The organism is Umezakia ovalisporum Ak1311, assembly GCF_029891685.1.
Lineage (GTDB): Bacteria > Cyanobacteriota > Cyanobacteriia > Cyanobacteriales > Nostocaceae > Umezakia > Umezakia ovalisporum.
The window spans coordinates 15738-39643 of sequence record NZ_JANQDJ010000014.1; the positions used below are offsets into that span (position 1 = coordinate 15738).

The 23906-nt window shown below is 39.9% G+C and carries 11 protein-coding genes; 7 read left to right on the forward strand and 4 right to left on the reverse strand.

Annotated elements, in window-relative coordinates; genetic code table 11:
* Window positions 1-45: 45 nt before the first annotated feature.
* Together devC and NWP25_RS02335 are read right to left on the reverse strand one after the other, a co-directional pair.
* Entirely contained in the window at window positions 46-1224 is a 1179-nt protein-coding gene (devC, locus tag NWP25_RS02330) for an ABC transporter permease DevC (RefSeq protein WP_280649653.1), read from the reverse strand.
* A gap of 144 nt (window positions 1225-1368) precedes the next feature.
* Entirely contained in the window at window positions 1369-2571 is a 1203-nt protein-coding gene (locus NWP25_RS02335) for an ABC exporter membrane fusion protein (protein WP_280649652.1), read from the reverse strand.
* Window positions 2572-3184: 613 nt separating this feature from the next.
* Here NWP25_RS02335 and NWP25_RS02340 point away from each other — a divergent pair.
* The 7 genes from NWP25_RS02340 (at window position 3185) to NWP25_RS02370 (ending at window position 21241) form a co-directional block, all read left to right on the forward strand.
* Window positions 3185-4519 carry a ParB/RepB/Spo0J family partition protein gene (locus NWP25_RS02340; protein WP_280649651.1) on the forward strand — a complete coding sequence of 445 codons (1335 nt, stop codon included), beginning with the start codon at window positions 3185-3187 and terminating at the stop codon, window positions 4517-4519.
* Between the two features lie 714 nt (window positions 4520-5233).
* Window positions 5234-5512, forward strand: a complete 279-nt coding sequence (locus NWP25_RS02345) for a hypothetical protein (protein WP_280649650.1) — start codon at window positions 5234-5236, stop codon at window positions 5510-5512.
* A gap of 368 nt (window positions 5513-5880) precedes the next feature.
* Window positions 5881-10986 (forward strand): type I polyketide synthase, encoded by a 5106-nt coding sequence (locus NWP25_RS02350; protein ID WP_280698822.1) that lies wholly within the window; start codon window positions 5881-5883, stop codon window positions 10984-10986.
* 139 nt (window positions 10987-11125) lie between these two features.
* A complete protein-coding gene (locus NWP25_RS02355; protein ID WP_280649648.1) occupies window positions 11126-12844 on the forward strand; it encodes an SDR family NAD(P)-dependent oxidoreductase in 1719 nt (572 codons plus the stop codon).
* A 315-nt stretch (window positions 12845-13159) separates the two neighbouring features.
* A complete protein-coding gene (locus tag NWP25_RS02360; protein WP_280692602.1) occupies window positions 13160-17866 on the forward strand; it encodes a PfaB family protein in 4707 nt (1568 codons plus the stop codon).
* A 226-nt stretch (window positions 17867-18092) separates the two neighbouring features.
* Window positions 18093-19763 carry a PfaD family polyunsaturated fatty acid/polyketide biosynthesis protein gene (locus NWP25_RS02365; protein WP_280649646.1) on the forward strand — a complete coding sequence of 557 codons (1671 nt, stop codon included), beginning with the start codon at window positions 18093-18095 and terminating at the stop codon, window positions 19761-19763.
* 2 nt (window positions 19764-19765) lie between these two features.
* On the forward strand, window positions 19766-21241 hold the full coding sequence (locus NWP25_RS02370; protein ID WP_280649645.1) for a thioester reductase domain-containing protein: 1476 nt from the start codon (window positions 19766-19768) through the stop codon (window positions 21239-21241).
* 474 nt (window positions 21242-21715) lie between these two features.
* Here NWP25_RS02370 and hetI read toward each other — a convergent pair whose 3' ends face one another.
* Together hetI and NWP25_RS02380 are read right to left on the reverse strand one after the other, a co-directional pair.
* Window positions 21716-22435, reverse strand: coding sequence for a 4'-phosphopantetheinyl transferase HetI (gene hetI, locus NWP25_RS02375; protein WP_374913864.1), 720 nt, complete (start codon window positions 22433-22435; stop codon window positions 21716-21718).
* Between the two features lie 256 nt (window positions 22436-22691).
* On the reverse strand, window positions 22692-23708 hold the full coding sequence (locus tag NWP25_RS02380; RefSeq protein WP_280649643.1) for a sulfate/molybdate ABC transporter ATP-binding protein: 1017 nt from the start codon (window positions 23706-23708) through the stop codon (window positions 22692-22694).
* Window positions 23709-23906: the final 198 nt, after the last annotated feature.

Consider the following 23906-nt stretch of genomic DNA (forward strand, 5'->3'; position numbering starts at 1 on the left):
ATGCTGTGATTTAGAGAAGGCAAAACTGGCCGATAAGTTAAATAACTAGAAAATATCAGCCGGGTCTGCGGAACGAAGTTTATTAATAGCCAATGACCCGGAAGTGATGCACATCAAAACTGCTGAAACTAAAACAATGATGGCATTATTACTAGTCATCATGATGGGTAACTTAGTGGCCTCCATGGCAAAACTATATAAGCCTATGGAAAAGATAAATCCGGGGATATAACCTAACAAAGCTAGGATTAATGCTTGTTGAAAAACTACATTTAATAGATATCCATTGGCATATCCGATAGCTTTTAAAGTTGCGTAGGCAATTAATTGATTAGCAATATTGCTGTAAAGAATTTGATAAACAATTACTACACCAACCACAGAAGCCATTGTCAGCATCAGGTTAAGTATAAAACCAATGGGTGTTCTCACTGACCAATAGCGTTTCTCAAAATCAATAAAGCCTTGACGGGTAAAAATTTGCACATCATTAGGTAAAGTAGCCGTCAATTTTTGTAAAACTTGTTCTGGGTTGGCATCAGGATTGATAGTGATAACACCGATATCAATCATGTCTGCCGGACGAGTGTTGGGATTGATTCTGAGAAAAGTTGAATCACTGACAATTAAATTACCATCTACACCAAAAGAAGGGCCTAAGGTGAATAAGCCACCTACTCTGACTCTATAACCAATGGGAGCATCAAAGGCAAATATTTCAATTGTTTGCTCAATATTTCCAGCATCAAAATTTTTAGCGATGGGGCCGAACTCCGGGCGGGAAATTCTATCAAAAAGGACAATATCAGGAATTTTGAGTTTGTCTAAGTTTTCGGCAACTTCTGGTATATTAAGTACGGATTTCCCTGGGTCGAAACCAATCACATAGATGGAATATTTTTCGCCAGTGGCGGGATTTTTTAATTTGGCAAATTGCAAATATATGGGGCTAACTGACTGTACACCATCAAAACCTAAGGTTTGGTATAAACGACTGCGGGAAAAACTTTGAGTTGCAGTCAAAGATTTATATTGTGAACTAACTAAGAATAAATCGCCTCGGAGATTTTGATGCAGTGCAGTAGCACTAGAATAAAGTGCATCTTGAAACCCAAGTTGGATAAATGTCAATAGCACAATAAAAGTAATGCCAGCTACAGCCACGAGAAACCGAACTTTTTGCTGGGCTAGCTGTAGCCATGCTAAAGGAATTTTAAAATTCATGGTTGAATACCATTTTGGATGTTGTTTTCAAGAATTCCAGAGTCCTTGGGATTGCTGGGTTCTACTTGTAATGACCTATTATGGGTAATTTCCGGGATTTGATATAAAATCAAAACTAAGCCCAAAAGATACAGAGGAATCTTGTTAGATGTGAATGGCAACATCTACTTGTAAGTTAGTTAAACGCGCTACTCGTTGGCTATCTGCATGGTCATTAATGCTAATTTTTACCTCAACTATTCTGCGGTCTGTATCTGCTGCGGGATTAAGACTGAAAATGCTTTGTCTGTCAACTTGCCAACCAATTTTAGTGACGGTTCCCTCAATTTTTCCGGGAAAGGCATTGCTCGTAATGGTAGCTTTCTGTCCTACATTGACCTTTTGAATATCAGTTTGATAAACTTCTGCCACTACATACATTCGAGATATTTTACCGATCTCAGCAAATCCATTAGTATTAATTACTTCTCCAGTTTTGGCGTGAATTTTTAAAATTTGACCATTGATAGGAGATTTGAGGTAAGTTAATTCTTTGTCTGCTTGTGCTTGTTTGATGGCAGTTAAAGCACTTTTAACTTCAGTTTCTGCTAGTTCCACATCAACAGTACGTACTTGGCTAATACTGTTCAGTTTGGCTTGGGCTTCTTGAAGTTGGTTTTGTAAGGTGTTTTGAGTTCTGTTGAGGCTGGCTTTAGCTTCTTGGAGTTGCTGTTGTGCAGTTTTGAGTTGCAAAGCTTTACTATCTGCTACGGAGGCGGAAACAGCACCTTGTTTGTATAGTTGCTGATATCGGTTGTTCTCCGTTTGGGCGTTTTCTAGTTCAGCTTGGATGCGATTGATTGTGGCTTGTTGAGCAGCTACCTCTCCTTTTAATTGTGACTGTAAACGAGCGATGGCGGCTTTTTGGGCGGCAATATCTCCGGGTTTAGCTCCAGATTTGACTTGTGCTAGTTTAGCTTTAGCAATTTCTAGTTGATCTAACCTTTGTTCCAAGGCTGTTGTGGATCGATGATAATTTTCTAAATATGCCAATACTTGCCCTGCTTTAACTTCTTGTCCTTCCTTCACTAAAGTTTTTTCTACGCGCACACCGTTGATTGAATTGGGCGCAGACAAATTAGTTACTTCGCCTTCCGGTTGCAAACGTCCCAAAGCTGTAACCGCAAGTTTGGCAAGGGTACTGTTGGTTAACACCTCTGGGGCTGTTGTGAGTTGATAGCTCAAGGGATTTTGTGAAAAGCTATAAAAAGTTACTAATCCAGTGAGTAAACTGATAGAAGTTGCCACAATTACCCGCCACCGACCTAGGGGTTGTGGGATTAACAGGCGTTTTTTGTGTGCTGCCATATTTTTATTCCAATTGTACTATGCCAGGGGAGAGCCTAAATGGCTATATCATTTGAATACAATAGTGAATGCAATAAACTGATGTGGAAATTAACCAGGAGGATTTTTATCTCTGTGGTTTTACCTTCAGTGATTTGAAAGGTGTAATTAGTTCTATATAAGGTTGTACGCTTGTACAGCTGCTTTAAATTACTAGATTAACCGGAAACCTAATGGTGGCGTTACTCCAAGTCTTTCTTAGTTTTATCCTACTTTGACAGCGAATCAAGTAGTGTAAAGTACAATATGGCTAATCAAAAGGACTAAATCTTTAAGTGAAGGAGGGGCTGGGAAAAATTAAGTAGGAAAAGTTGACTAAACTTGTTCCTAAGTATTGCAAAATCTTCTGATATTGTCAATCGGTTGTTGGGTATTGGGGATGATAAAAATTTGGTGGTAAAGAAGATAGAATGGTTGTATGTAAACTTTCTGCTAGAAGCGCCAAAGCTGAAAATTTCTTCACTTGCCATTAAACATTTGTGTCGAACCATTGTAGAGACTTGCTAGGGAAAGTGCCTACATTTTTTGTCGAGTATACTAATGCAATGACTGATTGCACTGAAGAATAGTAATTATGCCTATAGTGCCTATAGACGAAATTCGCATTGGTAGTAACCGCCGTCCAGTCAAGGGGGATAAGGTTAACGAGTTGAAGGAGTCGATTAAAACTAATGGTTTATTAAACCCGATTACGGTAGATGAAAAACTGAATTTGATTGCTGGACTGCATCGCTTGACAGCTTGTAAACTGTTGGGGCTAAAAACAGTTGAGTGTCATATTGTTAACTATAACAATGCTGATCAATCCCGGTTGGCGGAGATTGATGAAAATTTGATTCGCAATGAGTTAGAACCACTAGAGCGTTCGGAACTCTGGTTTGAGCGAGACCAAATTTTAGAGCGCATGGGTTTAAGAGCCAAAGTTGGAGATAATCAATACACAGCCAAAGGTAGTGAAACCGTTTCACCACCTTTAAAGCGAACTGTGGAGTTAGCTAAAGAAGTTGGCTACTCTGAACGCACCTTTCAACACGGTAAGCAGATTGCTAAAAGTATTCACTCAGAAGTTAAAGAAATAATTAAAAGTTCTCCCATTGCCGATAGTCCTACAGCACTGCTGAACATAGCTAGGGCTGGTAGTCAAGAACGTTTATTAGCCGAAGCATCTCAAAAGGCTTGGGAGTTAGCGGAGGCTAAGGGAGATGCAGCAGAATCAGCAAAGCAGGCTAAATTAATCGTGGAAGCTAGGGGGAAGCAAAAAGAGTTACAGCTTCTCGCATACAAAAGTGCTATGGCGCAACGAGAAGCTAAATTGACGCTGAAAAAAGGTGAACGCCAACCACAATTAGACATTGCTAATGATGAACTTGGGGTGAAAGTTGGTGAAGAATGGATGTTAGGAAGGCATTTAGTTTATTGTGATCATACTGCTAGTTCAAAATTTAGAAACTTGTTACCATCAGATGCAGCTTTAGCCATCGCCACTCTGTCCCATACTTGGGAGCACAATTATTTGGTAGACGAGGCGCGGGTTGTGGCGGTGCTCCGTTCTCAGGGTCAGATTTATCATTTTTATCGCCATAGCCAAATGCCCTTTCAATATGAATTAGTTCTAGGTAATCTTTATGTGGGAATTTTTTCTCATCAATCCATATCTCAACCACAGACACCAATTAATATTGACGGTGTAGAGGGTATTGTTAACTACTTAATTAATTTGTATACCAATCACAACAATTTTGTCATTGCTCCGTTTATGGGAAACGGAGAAATTCTCATTGCTTGCGAAAGAATGGGGCGGATCTGTTTTATTGGCGATGAAAATCTTCAACTGGTGCATCGGGGAATGATGCGCTGGCAAAGATGGACTGGTAAACTACCGCAGAAAATTGGTTCAATTGATTTATAGTTGACTCACAAACTTATTGCTAAATGTGTAACTGCTTTGTCAGATATTAAAACAGGGAACAGTGAACAGGGAACCTAGATGGTGTCAAAGTTTAGGGAATTCATAACAAATCAATTTTGTTTATTATGCACTGTCCTATAAATTGATATTTGCTTTATTCATTACCATTATCTTATATAGGTATTTTTATGTTTAAACATTACCGAATTTTGACATTCAATTGTGATGTTATGCCAACAAAATTGAGATTAGTCCGGTTGTGAACTATGTAATAATTTGAGTTTAGCTTCATGTATTGGACATACATACTAATTGTCAATCAATGCTTTTACAGGAATTTATGCAAATTCTGAGTCTGATATTTTAGTTATTAAATATACTTGGATATAGTTTATTTTTCAAAAACCCTACTAGCAAGAATCTAGCTTTTTTATAAAAATACTTTAAACAAATGATTTAGTTTCTGTGAATCATGCTATTCTTTTTATTAATTCAAACCTTTGAGAGCGGCAAAGGAAATTAGTTATTTTGTGTAAATTTGAAAAAGCAAAACTAAACCTAACCGCCTTGGCATCACCCTATAAGTGTGTGAGTTTTGCTTGCTGAAAAGTGCATTAATTCGCAATTCAGGGTAATGTTTTTTCTGTAACGAAGTTGTCAACTTTTCTGAGTCAAATTGCTTAAAATAAATTATCCTGGACGCTGACACTGGCTATGGCATTTATCAAGATACAGAACGTTGTCATTAACACCAGCTACGTAGCTGCGGTTAGGCTAGATACTCAAACTAGTTTGGGAGAAAAAAGCGTTTCTGTCCTAGTAGCTACTCCTCAGTTTACCTTGATTCAGTGGGATACAATTGCTCAAAATCTCTGTGATTACGAATGGATAGAATTCACTGGTCAAGCAGCTAATGTACTCCGAGACTATTTTACCAGTTTCAACAACGTTATTGACCTCTTGCCTCAACATCAAGAATCCATTGTTGGATAACATTATTTCACAAATGCTGTATGCCGAAATGCCTGAAAATCCTGAAAGCATGAATTAATTGGGGCAAAACAGCAGTTATCGTGTTGTGTTGATTGACAAACAAGCAGTTACAGGATATTTCATCGAGAGTGAAGTACACAAAGGTAGGATGTCCACGGCATCAGATTAATAATGTGCAAATATGTTGAAAATGTGTACTTCCTATAGTTGCCAATTGCGATAGATTATACCAATTTTTAACAGTCAGATAAAATCTGAATTCTTAATTAAAAATTAGGAATTGGTATTGGGCAACGGAAATTACTGTAGCTATGGTGTCGCCACACAAGCCATCACACTCCACAGTACTTAAGAACAATATATGCCTTATGTCTGCTTATTCCATAGATACGGCTTTGTCAGAATTGGAGAGCCTTGTCAACAGTGTTGAGAAAACTTTGATTAGGTCAATAGAAGAAAAAAAATTGCACAAGGAAAAACCAATGTCAGTTAACAAAATTAATAGAAAATTAGCGCAAAATCCCATCGCTATTGTGGGTATGGCTTCTTTGTTACCTCAAGCCAGAAATTTACGGGAATACTGGCAAAATATAGTTGACAAAATTGATTGTATTACCGATGTTCCGGCTACACATTGGAGCGTAGAAGATTATTATGACCCTAACCCCAGAACCCCTGAAGATAAAACCTATTGTAAACGAGGCGGGTTTATTCCAGAAGTTGATTTTAACCCTATGGAGTTTGGTATTCCTCCCAGCATCTTGGAAGTTACAGATATTTCTCAGCTATTAGGTTTAGTTATAGCTAAAGAAGCAATGGAAGATGCTGGTTATGGTGAATCTCGAGAGTTTTGCCGGGAGAAAGTCGGGGTAATCTTGGGGGTAGCTATGGCCAAGCAATTAGGAATGCCACTTTCGGCTCGATTAGAGTATCCTGTTTGGGAAAAGGTACTCAAAAGCAGTGGTATTTCCCATCAAGATACCCAAAAAATTATCGAAAAAATCAAAAGCGCCTATATCAAGTGGGATGAAAATGCTTTTCCTGGGATGTTGGCTAATGTAGTGGCTGGACGAATCGCGAATCGCTTGAACTTTGGCGGTACAAATTGTGTAGTTGATGCGGCTTGTGCTAGTTCCTTTGGTGCTTTGAAAATGGCCATTAGCGAACTGGTGGAATATCGTGCTGATATGATGCTGACTGGTGGTGTTGACACTGACAACACCATCATGGCTTACATATCCTTCAGTAAAACACCAGCTGTTTCTCCCAGTGAAAACGTCAAAGCTTTTGATGCTAAATCCGATGGGATGTTACTGGGTGAAGGCGTGGGTATGGTGGTTCTCAAACGCCTAGAAGATGCAGAACGGGACAATGATAAAATTTATGCAGTTATTAAAGGCATCGGTACTTCTAGCGATGGTCGCTACAAGAGTATTTATGCTCCCCGGAAGGAAGGTCAAGTTAAAGCTTTAGAACGTGCTTATGATGATGCTGGCTTTTCTCCCGCAACTGTGGGCTTGGTGGAAGCTCACGGTACTGGTACAATGGCTGGCGACCCTACAGAATTCGGTTCTTTAAAGGAATACTTTAGTAAACATGATTCCCAAAGACAGCATATCGCATTGGGTAGTGTTAAGTCCCAAATTGGACATACTAAAGCGGCGGCTGGAGCAGCAAGTTTGATTAAAACAGCTTTGGCACTGCATCACAAGGTTTTACCGCCTACCATTAATATTACTGAGCCGAACCCTAAATTGGACATTAAAAATTCATCATTCTATTTAAATACTGAAACTAGACCGTGGATTCGGGCGGAAGGAGATGCGCCAAGACGTGCTGGTGTCAGTTCTTTCGGCTTTGGTGGTACAAATTATCATGTGGTTTTGGAAGAATACGAAACTCCAGAAAACCTTCCCTACCGTTTACACGGTTCTGCTCGTGAGGTGCTGTTGTATGCTAGCAATCCAGCACATTTGTTGACTAAATGTGAAGAAACCCTGGGTAAGTTGCAATCAAATGATGGTAGTACACATTTTGCTTCCTTAGTTAAAGAATGCCAATCAATGGAGATTCCCGCTGTCGCAGCTAGGGTTGGATTTGTGGCGGAAAATCTGCAAGAGGCTTGTAAGTTGATGCAAGTTACTATTGACTGGCTCAAACAAAAGGCTTCTGTAACTTCTTGGGAGCATCCCCAAGGTATTTACTACCGTTCCTCTGGGATAGACTTGGGGGGAAAGGTGGTTTCTCTATTTTCTGGACAAGGTTCCCAATATTTGGAAATGGGGCGGGAAGTGGTTATGAACTTTCCGATTATGCGCCGTCTGCATGGCTGTATGGATAGTTTGTTGCTTAAGGATAATTTGCAACCACTTTCTGAAATTGTGTTTCCTCGTCCGGTGTTTGATGAGGCAGAAAAAAATGCCCAAATTGCTGCTCTGCAACGGACAGAATATGCTCAAAGCGCCATTGGGGTGTTTAGTGCTGGTCTTTATTCCATATTGCAACAAGCTGGATTTAAATCAGATTTTGTGGCGGGACACAGCTTTGGGGAGTTAACAGCTTTGTGGGCTGCGGGTGTTTTGAATGAACAAGATTACTTGTTTCTTGTGAAATCTAGAGGTCAAGCCATGGCCGCGCCAGAAGACCCAGACCATGATGCTGGGAGTATGTTGGCGGTGAAGGAAGACATGAGTAAAGTTGCAATGGTATTGCGGAGTTTTCCCCAGGTGACTATTGCTAATTTTAATTCTCCCACGCAAATTGTTTTGGCAGGACCGACGGGAGAAATTGATAAGGTGAAACAAGCTTTACATAACCAAGGTTGTACGGCTGTGTTGTTACCTGTGTCCGCAGCTTTCCACACTCCGCTTATTGCTTTTGCTCAAAAGTCTTTTGCTATCGCTATTAAGTCTGTTAAGTTTAATAGTCCCAAAATCTCTGTGTTTACCAATGTTACGGGTAAACCCTACCCCCAAGAACCCCAAGTTATTCAAAAAATCCTGGAAACTCACCTCTCTAGCTCGGTGATGTTTAAACAAGAAATTGAAAATATCTATGGGGCGGGTGGCTATTGCTTTGTAGATTTTGGGCCGCGCCGCATTTTAACTAACTTAGTTAAAGATATTTTGGGCGATCGCCCACATTTTACTATTTCTTTGAACCCTAGCACCCACAAGGATAGCGATCGCTCCCTACGGGAAGGGGCTGTACAGTTGCGTGTACTAGGGGTGGCTTTGAAAAACCTCGACCCTTATCAAGTTGAACTTGCACCACCCCCAGGGTCGAAGAATGCCTTAAATGTGCGTTTAAAGGGCATTAACTATGTGTCGGAAAAAACTAAGAACGCCTTTACTCAAGCTTTACAAAACGGACATAAAGTTAGTTTACCTGTCACCCCTACTGTTGAATTCTCTGAAGTTGCGGTAACTACTCCACCAGTGAAAGAACTCAGTACCAATGGACTTGTTACCCGTACTACAGATAGTTTCCCTGAATTTTCACATAACTCTAATGACTTTGCACCCCAGCCGCAAATGAATCCCGTGATTCCTACTGCAATAGCCCAGGAAGTAAAGATGCAACCAACCCCAGAAAAACCTGTGAATTTTGACCGGGCCTTAGAAAGTTTAGAATATTTGCTGACACAGTTCCAGCAAAATCAAACTGACAACTTACAGGTCCACGGAACTTATCTGCAACATCAGATGGAATACACCAAGGCCTTTTTCCAATTGATGCAGCAACAAAACGCTCTATTTGCCAACAACAAATCTTATCCTGAAGGATCACAACTTCAGCTGGTTGTCCACCAAAGTCTAGAACGGGGGATGATGCAGTTTCACAGCCAACAAGGTGAAACTCTACGGATTCATGAGCAATATCTTCTCGAACAGTTAGAATACGCTAAAAACTTTTTCCAACTCATACAACAAGAATATTCTCAAATCATTTCCAGTCAAGTTACTACTCAGCCTAGGGAGACAGTTGTGATTAAAACAGCACCTGATCCCGTGGTAGCAGCACCCAGCAACCCATGTGCTCCTCACATTGACTTAACCGACTTGGGTAAAAACTTATTAGCCATCACCAGTGATAAAACTGGCTACCCAATTGAGATGCTGGAAATGGATATGGACATGGAGGCTGATTTAGGAATTGATTCTATCAAACGAGTTGAAATCTTAGGGGCGTTACAGGATATTTATCCTGACCTACCCAAGCCAAATTTAGAAGAGTTATCAGAAAAACGCACCATCGGTGAAGTTGTTGAATATCTGCAATCTTGTGTCTCTGGCAGTACTTCTATGACTACTCAAGAAGTCATGCTAGAATCCATTCAGTCCCCCTTGCCCCTTATTCTCCCAGGGGGTAACGATATCCCCAACCCCGTAGAGACCACCAACTTGGTTGTCTCTACCCCCCCTGTCACAGAAGAGGAAATAGCAACTGCTGATAATTATGCAGACTTAGGTCAAACTTTGTTAAGCATCACCAGTGATAAGACTGGCTACCCAGTGGAGATGCTAGAAATGGATATGGACATGGAGGCTGATTTAGGAATTGATTCCATCAAACGGGTAGAAATATTGGGAGCAATACAAGATAAATACCCCCATTTACCTCAGCCCAATCTAGAAGAACTGGGAGATCTCCGCACCATCGGTCAAATAGTTGATTATCTCCAGAAGCTGGGGGGCGGCGAAAAAAAAAAGTCACAATCAAAGTTTAGCCATCAGCCAGTCCAGGTAATTGACGGTGTTGCACGCCGTCCGGCTAAACTTCAATTCTTACCACCACCGGATAGTTTAGATTTCGCCTTACCACAGGGACACGTTACTTTGATCACCGATGATGGTTCCCTCACCACTTCGCAATTAGCTGAAGCTTTAAGGGATGGCGGTGCGAAAGTGGTGGTTTTAAGTTTCCCCCCATCCCTGGTTCCCCAACAATCACCTTTACCAGCCAAAGTGAATCGTGTAGTCCTGGCGGATATGACTGAAGAATTACTCCAACATAAATTGTCCGCCATCGCGACTCACTTCGGCACTATTGGGGCTTTCATCCATATTCATCCTGTATTTTCCACCCACCAAATACCTGCTTACATACCACAAGAAAAAGAAATTGTCAAGCACCTATTTTTCATGGCTAAACATCTTAAGCAATCTCTAAATCAAGTGGCGCGTTATCAACGCAGTTGTTTCTTAACTGTAAATCGTTTAGATGGTGCTTTTGGGTTAGAGCATAATATTAACTTCGGAGCCATCGGCCCTGGGTTATTGGGATTAACCAAGTCTCTGAAGTGGGAATGGCCAAAAGTGTTTACTCGTGCAATTGATTTGAGTCCGGCTTTAAATGCTCAACAATCAGCAGAATATATTATCGCTGAATTGTATGATCCAAATCTTTATATCAGTGAAGTTGCTTATGGTTCCCAGGGACGTGTGACTTTAGTTGGTGATTTCCAAAACTAACCTTAAGAAGGGAGGTATGACCATATCTCCCTCTGGGTGACAACAATAATTAGTGCATAACGCGTTCACTGTTAACCGAAAAATAAACTCACCCATCAACTGTCAACCCCCAGTTGTTTAATTATAAATTCCCAATCATATGACTATACAGACTCAGGTTCGTCCTTCATCGGTTTTTGTTGTAAGTGGTGGCGCAAAAGGAATTACGGCTGAATGTGCAATTAAAATGGCGCAGCACCAACCTTGTAAGTTCATTTTGCTGGGTCGTTCTGAACTTTTAGAAGTTGAGCCGGAGTTTGCTCAAGATTGTTTCGAGGAAGCAGCGTTGAAGAAACGCATTATGGATAATCTTCTGGCTCAAGGGGAAAAGCCTACTCCTATGAGTGTATTGAAGACATATAACAAAATTGTTTCTAGTCGAGAAATTAAGAAAACCATTACCAGGATCAGACAAACAGGCGCTGAGGCAGAATATATTAGTGTTGATGTCACAGATATTGCAGCTTTACAGCAAAAGTTGGCTGGTGTGGGTGCAATTACTGGGATTATTCACGGGGCGGGAAATTTAGCTGATAAGTTAATTGAAAAGAAAACAGATCACGATTTTGAAAAAGTTTATACCGCTAAGGTGCAGGGATTAGAAAATCTGTTGGCTTGCGTAAATCTTCAGCAACTAGAGCATTTAGTATTGTTCTCCTCCGTGACCGGATTTTACGGCAATATAGGACAATCTGATTATGCCATCGCTAACGAAATTCTCAATAAATCAGCCCATCTCATCAAGCAAAATTATCCTCAGTGTCACGTGGTGGCCATTAACTGGGGTGCTTGGGATAGTGGTATGGTGTCCCCAGAATTAAAAAAAGCCTTTGCAGATAGGGGTATTGATGTTATTCCTGTGGATGTGGGTACACAAATGCTCGTCAACGAATTGCACCCTGCTCATAGTGACACTGCACAAGTTGTCATTGGTAGTCCACTTGTTCCCCAAGCTAGAGAATTAGATTCTCAACTGCGAACTCACTGTATCCGTCGCCACATGAAACTGGAAATCAATCCTTTTTTATATGATCATGTGATTGCAGGTTCCCCAGTATTACCCGCCACCTGTGCAATGTCATGGATTATCAATTCCTGTGAAGAAATTTATCCAGGTTATCAATTAGTAAATTATACAGATTTCAAGGTTTTGAAAGGAATTACCTTCAATGATACTTTAGCTAAGGAACACATTTTAGAAATAGAAGAAGTTGAAAAGGTCAACCCACAAAGAATTAAAGTTAAAGCTAAAATATTGAGTCAAAATAGCGCCGGAAAAATTCATTACCATTTTAGCGCTCAACTGAACCTGCATCGAGAAATTCCCCCTGCTCCTACCTATGAATTCATCAATCTGAATCCAGATTACATCATTACCACCACGGGCAAAGATTTCTATCAAAATGGAGGCTCTACCTTATTTCATGGCTCTTCGTTTCAGGAAGTGCAAAGAGTTTTAAATATTACTTCTGATAAAATCACTACAGAATGTTTGTGGACAGAAATCAGCGCCAAAAAACAAGGACAATTCCCGTTTCGTTGGGTCAACCCCTATACAACAGACCTGAGTATGCACGCCTTATGGATATGGACACAGCACTTTTATCAAGAAGGTTGTTTACCGGGAAAAGTAGAGAAATTTGAACAATTTTCCCCCACACCACACAACGAACCATTTTATGTATCTTGCGAAATAAAAAATAAAACATCAAGCAGTGCGATGGCAGATTTCATTATCCACGATAATCAGGGAAAAGTATACTCGCGAATGCTAGGAGCTCATGCAATTATTTGGTCAATGAAACAACTCAAAAGTTAATCTCAGCTAGAGGTTAGGGAAGGGGGTTTCAGAATTTCTCAGGGGTGAAAGTATCTACCTATTTCATTAATTGTGTTTCCTATTTTTTCACCATTGACAACTCTGAGAGGATGTCTAGAAACTTTTTATTACCCGATATAACAGGGTTTCATCTTGATTCAGTAAACCCTAAATAAACCTCTGTCTAGAGTACACAGAAAAATACATCTTGGGTTTTTATTTGCACCTGTCTACTAACAAAATAATTCTCAATTTTGGGGAAGAGCGTAAATCCTGAATTCTTTTTAATACCCCACATCTGTTGAGGATATAACAATGGCAAAAATAGCTATCATCGCATTATCATGTTTATTTCCTGATGCTAAGAATCCTGAAGAATTTTGGCAAAATCTTGTTTCTCAAAAAGATGCCAGAACATCAGCTAATATTGCAGAAATTGGCGTAGATCCCAGCATTTTTTACCATCCAGTTAAAGGCACACCAGATAAAACCTATTCCCTCAAAGGTGGATATATCCGGGACTTTAAATTTGATGCTTCTGAATATAATTTACCACCAGAATTACTTGCAGGTTTAGATGACACTTTTCAATGGTCATTATATGCTGCAAAACAAGCGATAACTAATGGCGGTTACTGGGGAAATCACAACATCCTCGCTAAATGTGGGGTAATTCTGGGTAATCTTTCTTTTCCAACCAAGCTTTCCTATCAATTATTTTCTCCTATTTATCAGCAAGCGATCGCCCCTGCTGTTCAAGAACTTTTGCAAAATGAAAATTTCAATTTAGCCACTTTACCAACAGGAACTCAAGCATCTGTTTACAACGCCATGATTTCTGGCTTACCAGCATCAATAGTTGCTCAAGCCTTATCGTTATCTAGAATAAATTTATGTCTAGATGCTGCTTGCTCATCATCATTTTATGCTATTAAGTTAGCGTCTCATTATCTATCATCTCACAAAGCTGACATGATGTTAGCGGGAGCTATCAGTTGTGCAGATGCGCTGTTTGTGCGGATGCTATTTTCTGGTGTCCAAGGCTTTGCGGAGGATGGTACAAGTCGCCCTCTAGATAAAACATCCAGAGGTTTGATTCCCGGCGATGGTGTGGGTATGGTACTCCTAAAAAGATATGCCGATGCTGTCAGAGATGGGGACAATATTCTCGCCACAATTTGCGGTAATGGACTCTCTAATGATGGCAGAGGTAAGCACTTACTTAGCCCCAACACCAGAGGACAAGTCCTCGCCTTTGAACGAGCCTATCACGAAGCCAAAATCAGCCCCCAAAGCATTGATTATCTAGAATGTCATGCTACTGGGACATTACTAGGAGATACCACTGAACTGAACTCCATAGCTACCTTTTTTGGTGAACATCAAGCATCACCTTTAGTGGGTTCTGCTAAAGCCAATGTCGGCCATTTATTAACTGCGGCTGGCATGGTGGGCTTAACTAAGGTAATTATGAGTATGTCTGAGGGGGTAATTCCAGCCACTATTGATATTGATGCACCTTTAGCCTCGGACAATAATATCATTTCCAGTGACAATATTGTTAGAAAAACAATACCATGGCCTAACAACAATACACCAATTAAACGAGCAGCCATCAGTGCCTTTGGATTTGGCGGTACTAATTCCCATTTAGTGATTGAACAAGGTACCACAAATTTAGATATTAACTTAGATGTACCTGTACCACAGGCAAAAATAGCTATTGTCGGTATGGATGCCTTTTTTGGGGGCTGTAACGGATTAGATGCTTTTGAACGCAGCATTTATGAAGGAATCCAGCATTTTATACCTCTTCCGCCATGTAGATGGCAAGGTATAGACCAGCAAACAAACTTATTAAAAGAGTGTGGTTTAACCGATGGTAAACCACCAATAGGAGCATACATTCAAGACTTTGAAATTGATACTTTAGCCTGCAAAATTCCTCCCAACGAAGTTGAGAAAATCAATCCCCAACAACTATTAATGTTAAAGGTTGCTAACCGTGCTGTTCAAGATGCAGGACTGAAAGAAGGGGGAAATGTAGCAGTCATTGTAGCTGCGGAAACTGAGTTTTCTGTACATCAATTACAGCAACGATGGAATTTACCTTGGCAAGTAAAAGCAGGCTTACTCACAGATAATATCGTCCTACCAGATCAAGACCTTGCCCAATTAGAAAGGGTTGTTAAAGATAGCATTCATCATCCAGTAGAAACCGGCGAGTACGTCAGTCACATCGCCAATATCATGGCCAGTCGAATTTCCGCCTTGTGGAATTTTACTGGACCCGCCTTTACCATGACTGCTGGTGAAAACTCTGCTCTCAAAGCCTTGGAAGTGGCACAAATGCTATTAGCCACTGGGGAAGTCGAAGCTGTGGTTTTAGGTGCAATAGATTTGGCTGGTGGTGTAGAAAATGTCTTATTACGAAGTCGATTAGCCAAGGTAAATCAAGGTATCAATACCTTGAGTTTTGACGAAAACGCTGATGGTTGGATGGTTGGTGAAGGTGCTGGTGCAATTGTCCTCAAGGGTTATGATACAGCCCAAAAAGAGCACCAACGGATTTATGCTGTACTGGATGCTGTTACTTTTGCACAATCCACAAATGATGCTTGTCAACAAGCTTTTGACCTAGCAAAAATTCAACCTCAAGAAATTAACTATGTAGAAGTAAATGGTAGCGGTATTCCTGAACAAGACCAAGGCGAAATCATGGGCTTATTACAAGCCTATCCCAAAACTGGTAATGGTCTACAATGTGCCATTGGTAGCATTAAAGCTAACATCGGTCATACTTATACAGCCTCAGGAATTGCCAGTTTAATTAAAACTGCACTTTGTCTTTATTACAGATATATTCCCGCTACTCCTCAATGGTCTGGTGCAAAAACACCAGAATTATGGGAAGGTAGCCCGTTTTATGTAGCTACAGAATCTCGACCTTGGTTTGTTGATAAAGGTGCTACCCGTCGTATAGCCGCCATTAATAGCATAGGTATAGATGAGACTTGTGCCCATATCATCTTGTCAGAAGACCCAGAGCAAAAAGAGCGTGAAAGTAAATATTTAGAGCAAATGCCTTTTCATCTGCTCCCCATAGCAGGTGAAAATCAAAACAACTTACAAGAGGTTTTGAACCAACTCCAAAAAAGTATAGAAGATAGTTCTTGCTTACCAAGTACTGCAAGTCAGACCTTCACAACTTTTAAAGAACATTCCCAACCTAAATATGCTCTAGCAATTACCGGACGTAACAAAAAAGAACTACTTAAACAAATTGATGCTGCTCGTAAAGGTGTAAACATAGCTTTTGCACAAGGTACAGATTGGCAAACACCAGTGGGTAGTTATTTTACCGCCAAACCCCTGGGTCAAACTGCAAGCATTGCTTATGTTTATCCAGCCGCCGTTAATTCCTACATCGGTATTGGTCGCACTGTATTCCGCTTATTCCCCAAAGTCTTCGAGGACTTGAAGATTAATAATCTTTATAACCGTGCAGCTGATGTCGAGAAATTAGTTTATCCCCGTAATTTTTCTAAACTCTCCACCAGACAACTAGAAACCCTAGAAAAAGAACTCTTAAATGATTCCCTGGCGATGTTTGAAAGTGAAATCGCCTTCGCCAGATACATGACAGCAATTTTCCGAGATGATTTTCAAGTCAAACCTCAATGTGTCTTTGGCTATAGCTTAGGTGAAACCAGCATGATGGTAGCCCAAGGAGTTTGGAGTGATTTTGAAGGCGGTAGTAACACCTTGAATTCATCACCTTTGTTTGGGGATAAATTATCTGGGGCTAAAAATGCTGTCCGTCAGTATTGGGGGTTAAAAGATACCAGAGAATTACAAGGAGATAACTTCTGGGCTACTTATGTACTCATGGCTACTCCCTCTCAGGTGCAAGAATGTCTCAAACATGAGCAGCGAGTTTATTTAACTCAAATCAATACATCAGAAGAAGTCTTAATTGCTGGTGAAAAAACAGCCTGTGAGAGAGTGATTAAAACCCTTGGTTGTAACGCTTTCCCCGCACCCTTTGACCATGTAATTCATTGCGAAGCCATGGTGTCAGAGTACGAAGAAATCGCCAAAGTTAATAGCCTACCAACACAAAACCTACCAGGAATAACTTTTTACTCTGCTGCTGACTACCAGCCTATTCTACTTGAGAGAAATGTCATCGCTAGCAGCATAGCCACCGGATTATGCCAACAACTTGATTTTCCACGATTAGTCAACCGTATCTATGACGATGGCGTAAAAATATTTGTGGAAGCTGGGGCTGGTGGAGTTTGTTCTCGATGGATTAGTAAAATCTTAGAGAATAAAGAACACATCACCGTATCCCTCAATCGTAGAGGTATGGATGACCATACTTTAATAGTTAAAGCTTTAGCAAAACTTGTCAGCCATGGAGTCAATTTAGATTTATCTCCCCTGTACAATCTCACCACTGCACCAAGGAAGCAAAACAAACTAACCCTGAGAAAAGTTACCTTGGGTGGTAAATCAGTTACTCAAACTATATTGAGTGAAGAAAATCGCCAAGCCTTCCAAAATATCGCCAGCAACCTCAACAATTATCGTGTTAAGGAACTGCATCAAAATATACAATTATCTAGAAAATCAGAAAATCTTGATTCTCCTCAAAACCTGAACAAAAATATTGCCCCATTGCCAACTCCACCAGGAGAAGATTCAACAAAAAATATCATGGAACACGGTTTTGAATCTCCAGAAGAATTACAATCTTCTGAGTCAGTCGGCTCTTGGGAACTCACAACCCTACCACCAATTGTGTCATCTCCAGCTATAAACAATCAACTTGATAACACAATTAGAATGCTTGAATTAAACAAAACTCAGTACCAACAACTAAACGATAACAATTACCGCCTCATTAAAAATCACACAGCTTTTCTACAAGCTAGAAACAGTTTTAGTAAACAAATGAGTGAAATCATTCAATTACAATTAACCTGTGCCGAAAACTTACTGAATGAACACACTTGATTGGGAGTATGAATTAGGTTAAAGCAAAGGCGCAAAGGTATAAAGAAACTTCCTGTAATTCAGGAACCCCAACTATTCTAATCCCGGAAGATAATTTCTATTTTCCCCACCTTTGCGTCGTTTGCAATTCCTTAAAAAAACTAGCTGTGACAACAAAAATACCACTGTAAAAGAACCAAAACCAATACTTAATAAACCACCATTAAAAACTTGAGGTATAACTACAGTGACACCCCTAGACACACTACCGGATAAGTATAATAACTTAAAATTTTCTATTTCTTTCCATAGTCAAAACCTCACTTGGAAAGGTTGTTTGAATAGTATATCTTTTCACAAGTCAGGGATAAAAGATAAATTACTAGCATTAGATAAACCTTGTTACATTGTCAAAAGTGCGGGAAAAATTGGTGTAACTAACGAAGGCTACTTATGTTCTCCTGAAAATAACACAACTTCACAAACAGAATTTCTCACCTTTATTCCCCCGGCCACAGTGCAACAATTAGGAGACCCAAATTTCCTAGCTGTTCATGGGGTGAAATATGCCTATGTTACTGGCGCCATGGCTGGTGGTATAGCCTCGGAAGAAATGGTGATTGCTCTGGGAAAAGCCAAGATTTTGAGTTCTTTTGGTGCAGGTGGTTTACCTCCAGAACGTTTAGAAACAGCCATTAAACGCATTCAAGCAGCTCTACCTTATGGGCCCTACGCCTTTAATTTAATTCACAGCCCTAACGACATGGCAATTGAACGCCGTGCTGTGAACTTATACCTTAAATATCAGGTAAGAACAGTAGAAGCTTCGGCATTTTTAGATTTAACCCCCAACATAGTTTATTACCGAGTTGCAGGATTAAGTTTAAATGATGCTAATCAAATTGAAATCAAAAATAAAGTTATCGCCAAAGTTTCTCGTCGAGAAGTAGCCAGCAAATTTCTCCAACCACCACCAGCCAAAATTCTCCAAGAACTACTAGAACAAGGATTAATCACTGAGTTACAAGCTAAACTCGCAGCTAAAATTCCCATGGCTGATGATATTACCGTCGAAGGGGATTCTGGCGGACATACAGATAATCGTCCTTTAGTGTGTTTATTACCTTCTATTATTGCTTTGCGGAATGAAATCCAAGAACAATTTCATTACAACCAAGTGATTAGAATTGGAGTAGCTGGGGGAATTGGTACACCACAATCAGCTTTAGCAGCTTTTATGATGGGTGCTGCTTACATCATGACTGGCTCCATTAATCAATCTTGTGTTGAATCAGGAGCTTGTCAACATACCAAAAAATTATTAGCTCAAGCAGAAATGGCGGATATGATTATGGCCCCAGCCGCCGATATGTTTGAAATGGGGGTGAAGCTACAAGTCCTCAAACGTGGGACAATGTTCCCTATGCGAGCGCAAAAATTGTACGAACTATACCGCAATTATAACTCAATTGAAGATATTCCTTTGGCGGAAAGAGAAAAATTAGAAAAGCAAATTTTTCGCAAAACTATTGCTGAAGTCTGGGAAGGAACCGCAACTTATTTATCCCAGAAAAATCCTCAAAAACTAGGTAAGGCAGTTAATAATCCTAAGCTGAAAATGGCGTTGATTTTTCGCTGGTATTTAGGCTTATCTTCCCGTTGGTCTACCACTGGGGAAAAAGGTAGAGAAGTGGATTATCAAATTTGGTGTGGCCCAGCCATGGGTAGTTTTAATGATTGGGTTCGCGGTTCATATTTAGCTGAACCAAATAATCGCCGGGTAGTTGATGTTGCTGATCATATTATGACTGGAGCAGCGTTTTTATATCGCATTCAAAGCTTAAAAATTCAGGGGATGGAAATTCCTGATGATTACAGTCACTATTGCCCGACTCATTCTCATTTATTGGAGATATAAAAATGACTCTAAAAAAAACTGATACTTCCGCAGATATTCAAGCATGGTTGGTGGCTAATTTGGCTGAGTTAATTGGGGTAGAAACTGATGAAATAGATATTAGTGAAAATTTAGAAACCTATGGTTTAAATTCAGCCCAAGCTATGACTTTGGTTAGCAAATTAGAAAAAATGTTGGGATTTCAACCATCTCCTGTTCTTCTGTGGCATTATCCCAATATTAAATCTCTTTCACAACGTTTAGCTGAAGAATTACAAGATAGCCAAGTTAATTCTTTAGTTCTCAATTTAGCTGCTGAAGTTGTCCTTGACTCCGCTATCAATCCTGACAATGCAGTGAGTGTGTTTGAGGGTGAACCCAAGGATATTTTTTTAACAGGGGGAACAGGCTTTTTAGGTGCTTTTATTATCCGGGAGCTACTACAGGAAACTGATGCAGATATATATTGCTTAGTACGTGCTGCTAATGCTGAAGAAGGCAAAAGCAAACTCCAACATAATTTGACAACTTATGCACTTTGGGATGATAAGTTTAATTCTCGCATTATTCCCGTTGTTGGTGATTTAGCTCAACCACTTTTGGGTATTCCCTCTCAGGAGTTCCACATCTTAGCTGGCAATATTGATACTATTTATCACAGTGCGGCTTTGCTAAATTATGTTTATCCTTATTCAGCACTGAAAACAGCCAACGTTTTGGGCACTCAAGAAGTTTTGAGATTAGCTTGTCAGACTAAAGTCAAACCTGTACATTATGTTTCTAGTGTAGCAGTTTTTGAATCAACTGCTTATGCTGGTCATTTGGTGGAAGAACAGGATGAATTTAATCATTGGGAAGGTATTTATCTTGGTTATTCTCAGACTAAATGGGTTGCAGAAAAGTTAGTTAAGGTCGCTCGTGACCGAGGTTTACCTGTAACTATTTACAGACCACCATTAATTTCTGGAGATAGCAAAACAGGTATTTGCAATACCCATGATTTTATCAATTTGATGACTAAGGGCTGTCTACAAATGGGAAGCTTTCCCGATGTGGATTATATGTTAGATATGTCTCCTGTGGACTATGTAAGTAAAGCCATTGTTTATCTATCAAGACAGAAAGAATCCATTGGTAAAGCATTCCATTTACAACATCCTCAACCCATTTCTTTAAAAGATTTAGTAGAATGGGTGCGGAGTTTTGGTTATCCTGTTAAGATGATTTCCTACGAAGAATGGCAAGCAGAGTTAATCAATAATGTCTCTTCTGTAGATAATCCTTTATACACCCTGCGTCCTTTCTTGTTAGAACGTTGGTCTGATGAACAACTAACTATTCCCGATTTGTATCTGCAAGCAAGAAGACCAATTATTAGCTGTCAGGAAACTCTCAAAGCCCTTGCAGGTAGTTCCATTGTTTGTCCGCCTATTGATTCGCAATTACTAATGACTTACACATCCTACTTGATTCAAAGTGGCTTTTTGACACTTGCCTAGTTTGTTTTTAGGTAAATTATATCTTGCACTGGGTGATGATCAGTGACGGAATCATGCCAGTATAAACCATGATTTTCTGAGGGGCTGAAAATTAGTAATATAACTTGAATTTGTGGTGGTGATATTAATCAACACCCTCCCTCAAGGTTCATAGAACAACTTCCTCCTCGTCATCAGCCCCCAAACCCTCTTTTATCCGGGAAAGTGGCCGTCAAATTTGTTGTTTTCTCCAAGGATTACTCACCATTGTCGCTGATTTAAATGGCAAAGGCATTTGAAAAAATGCCTTATTTCCATTCCCACCTCCTTCTTCTCCATCAATTGCTTTTAATAGCTCTTAAAGGGGTATTTTTTCTTAAGGGGCATAACTTCCTTGTTTTTCCCCCACGACAATGTAAAAAACCTACCCTTGTGAGGGAGGGGGAGTAAAATCTTGATTTTTTCCCATATGGTAAAAGATAAATAATACAGTGGTTAATATTGCCAACACTTCAAATCACAATGATTACTGGCGACAACTACAGCAGCACAATAATTTTTACCGGGGGTTAACTCAAACAAACTCCAATTTTTAGATGTCTGCAATTGTGCAGGTTCGTTGGGATTGAGTAATATTTCAATTTGTTCTAACTGAGCTAGTCCTTCTCCAGTGGCTTTTAAATATGCTTCTTTACAAGTCCAATAACGGAAAAATATTTCTTGCTGTTGCTCTTGAGATAGCGATCGCATGACGGCGTATTCTCTAGGTAAAAAGAATCTTTTGGTGAGGGCTTCTACATCAGACATGGAGCGAATATATTCTAAATCTACACCGATTTCACTGTGATGATTCACTGCACATAAAGCTAACCCTTGGGAATGAGACAAGTTAAAGCATAAGCCACTTTGAGCTAAAGCATTGCCTAATATCGGTTTACCACGCTCTTGATAAGAAAACACCACTTGTTGCGGTTCTATACCTAAGTACCTAGCTAATATCCTCCGTAGGATACCACGACCAGCGATAAAACGCTGCCGATGTTCTTGAAAGTGGAATCGATTAGCACGAGCAACTTCGTCACTGGAGAGAGTTGCTAGCAAATTTTCTTGCTCTGCTGGTGATACATCAAGGTTAATTCGCCATATATGAACATCATTTGGTAATAAAGTCAAATTTGCCGATACAGGTAGCCACAAATGATTAAAATCCGTCATTGATTCCATGAGTCACATTAACTTGGCATTTTGGCACACCTAATTTTAAAACCATAGATACACTATTTATGTGGGATACATTTCATGTGCAAAGTACCAAAAATGAAAATCTTTGGATTAGTTACTTCGGTAACTAATCCACTGATTTTTTATTGAAGAAATGGCAAAGTCAAAGCCATAGCCAACAACCCCAATTTCTCAAGGAAAGTGGAGTAACAAAATGTTTTTATATTGCAATTTAACTCTGACAAACTTTTTAAATTGAATAATATAGGGGAAAAGACTTAGTATCTTTGGGCTTGACATATACCCGTTCTTGTGGCTCTAAGTGTAACTCGTTAAAGCGATCGCGTGTTAAATGTGCTGCTACTACTTGCCCATCATCTAAAGTTAACTCTATCTGAATTTCCCAACCCAAGTGTATCAATCGAGTAACTGTAGCTGGTGCTGTACTACCATTAGCTTGTCTTTGAATTATCACATCTTGGGGACGTAAAAATACTTGGCTATGTGAAAAATTAAAGTCACCGCTTGGGAAAATATTTGAGGTATTAGATAAGACATTTACAGGGCCAATGAAACTCATGACAAATGCTGTAGCTGGATTGTCGTAAATTTCTGTTGGTGTTCCTATCTGTTCCACACGCCCTTTATTCATCACTACAACTTGATCGGAAACTTCCATCGCTTCTTCTTGGTCGTGAGTGACGAAAACAGTGGTAACATGAACTTCATCATGGAGGCGGCGTAACCATGCCCGCAAATCTTTACGCACTTTGGCATCCAGTGCCCCAAATGGTTCATCTAGCAATAGTACTTTCGGTTCCACAGCTAGTGCTCTAGCTAATGCTACCCGTTGTCTTTGACCACCTGAAAGCTGTGATGGGTAGCGATGACCTAATCCATTTAATTGGACTAACTCTAGTAATTGGTCTACCCGGGCTTTAATTTTTTTAGCTGGTATTTTGCGAATTTCTAACCCAAAGCCAATATTTTGTCGCACGGTGAGATGTTTAAACAAAGCATAGTGCTGAAAGACAAATCCAATATTTCGCTCTTGGACACTTTGATATGTAGCATCCTTTCCAGTTAACAAGATTTTGCCCTTATCTGGCATTTCTAAGCCGGCAATTAACCGCAACAAAGTGGATTTACCTGATCCTGAAGGCCCTAATAAAGCCACCAGTGAACCACTCTTGATTTCCAGGTTGACCTCATTAACCGCTTGAAAGCTCCCGAAATTTTTAGATACATTCTCAACTACTATGCCCACTGCTGCCCTACCTTTAGAACTAATCTACGGCTTATCTCTCGGATTACCGTGCTTTACATATACCACACATAATATTGTTTCGGTTAATTTGAACTAGAGATTTTACCTACAAGTGTGAGAATCGAGAAACTTACCATGAGCAACAGTATTTTGTGAACAAGTTGGGGTGTTTTGCCCTCCTTCTCCTTTCTGGGACGG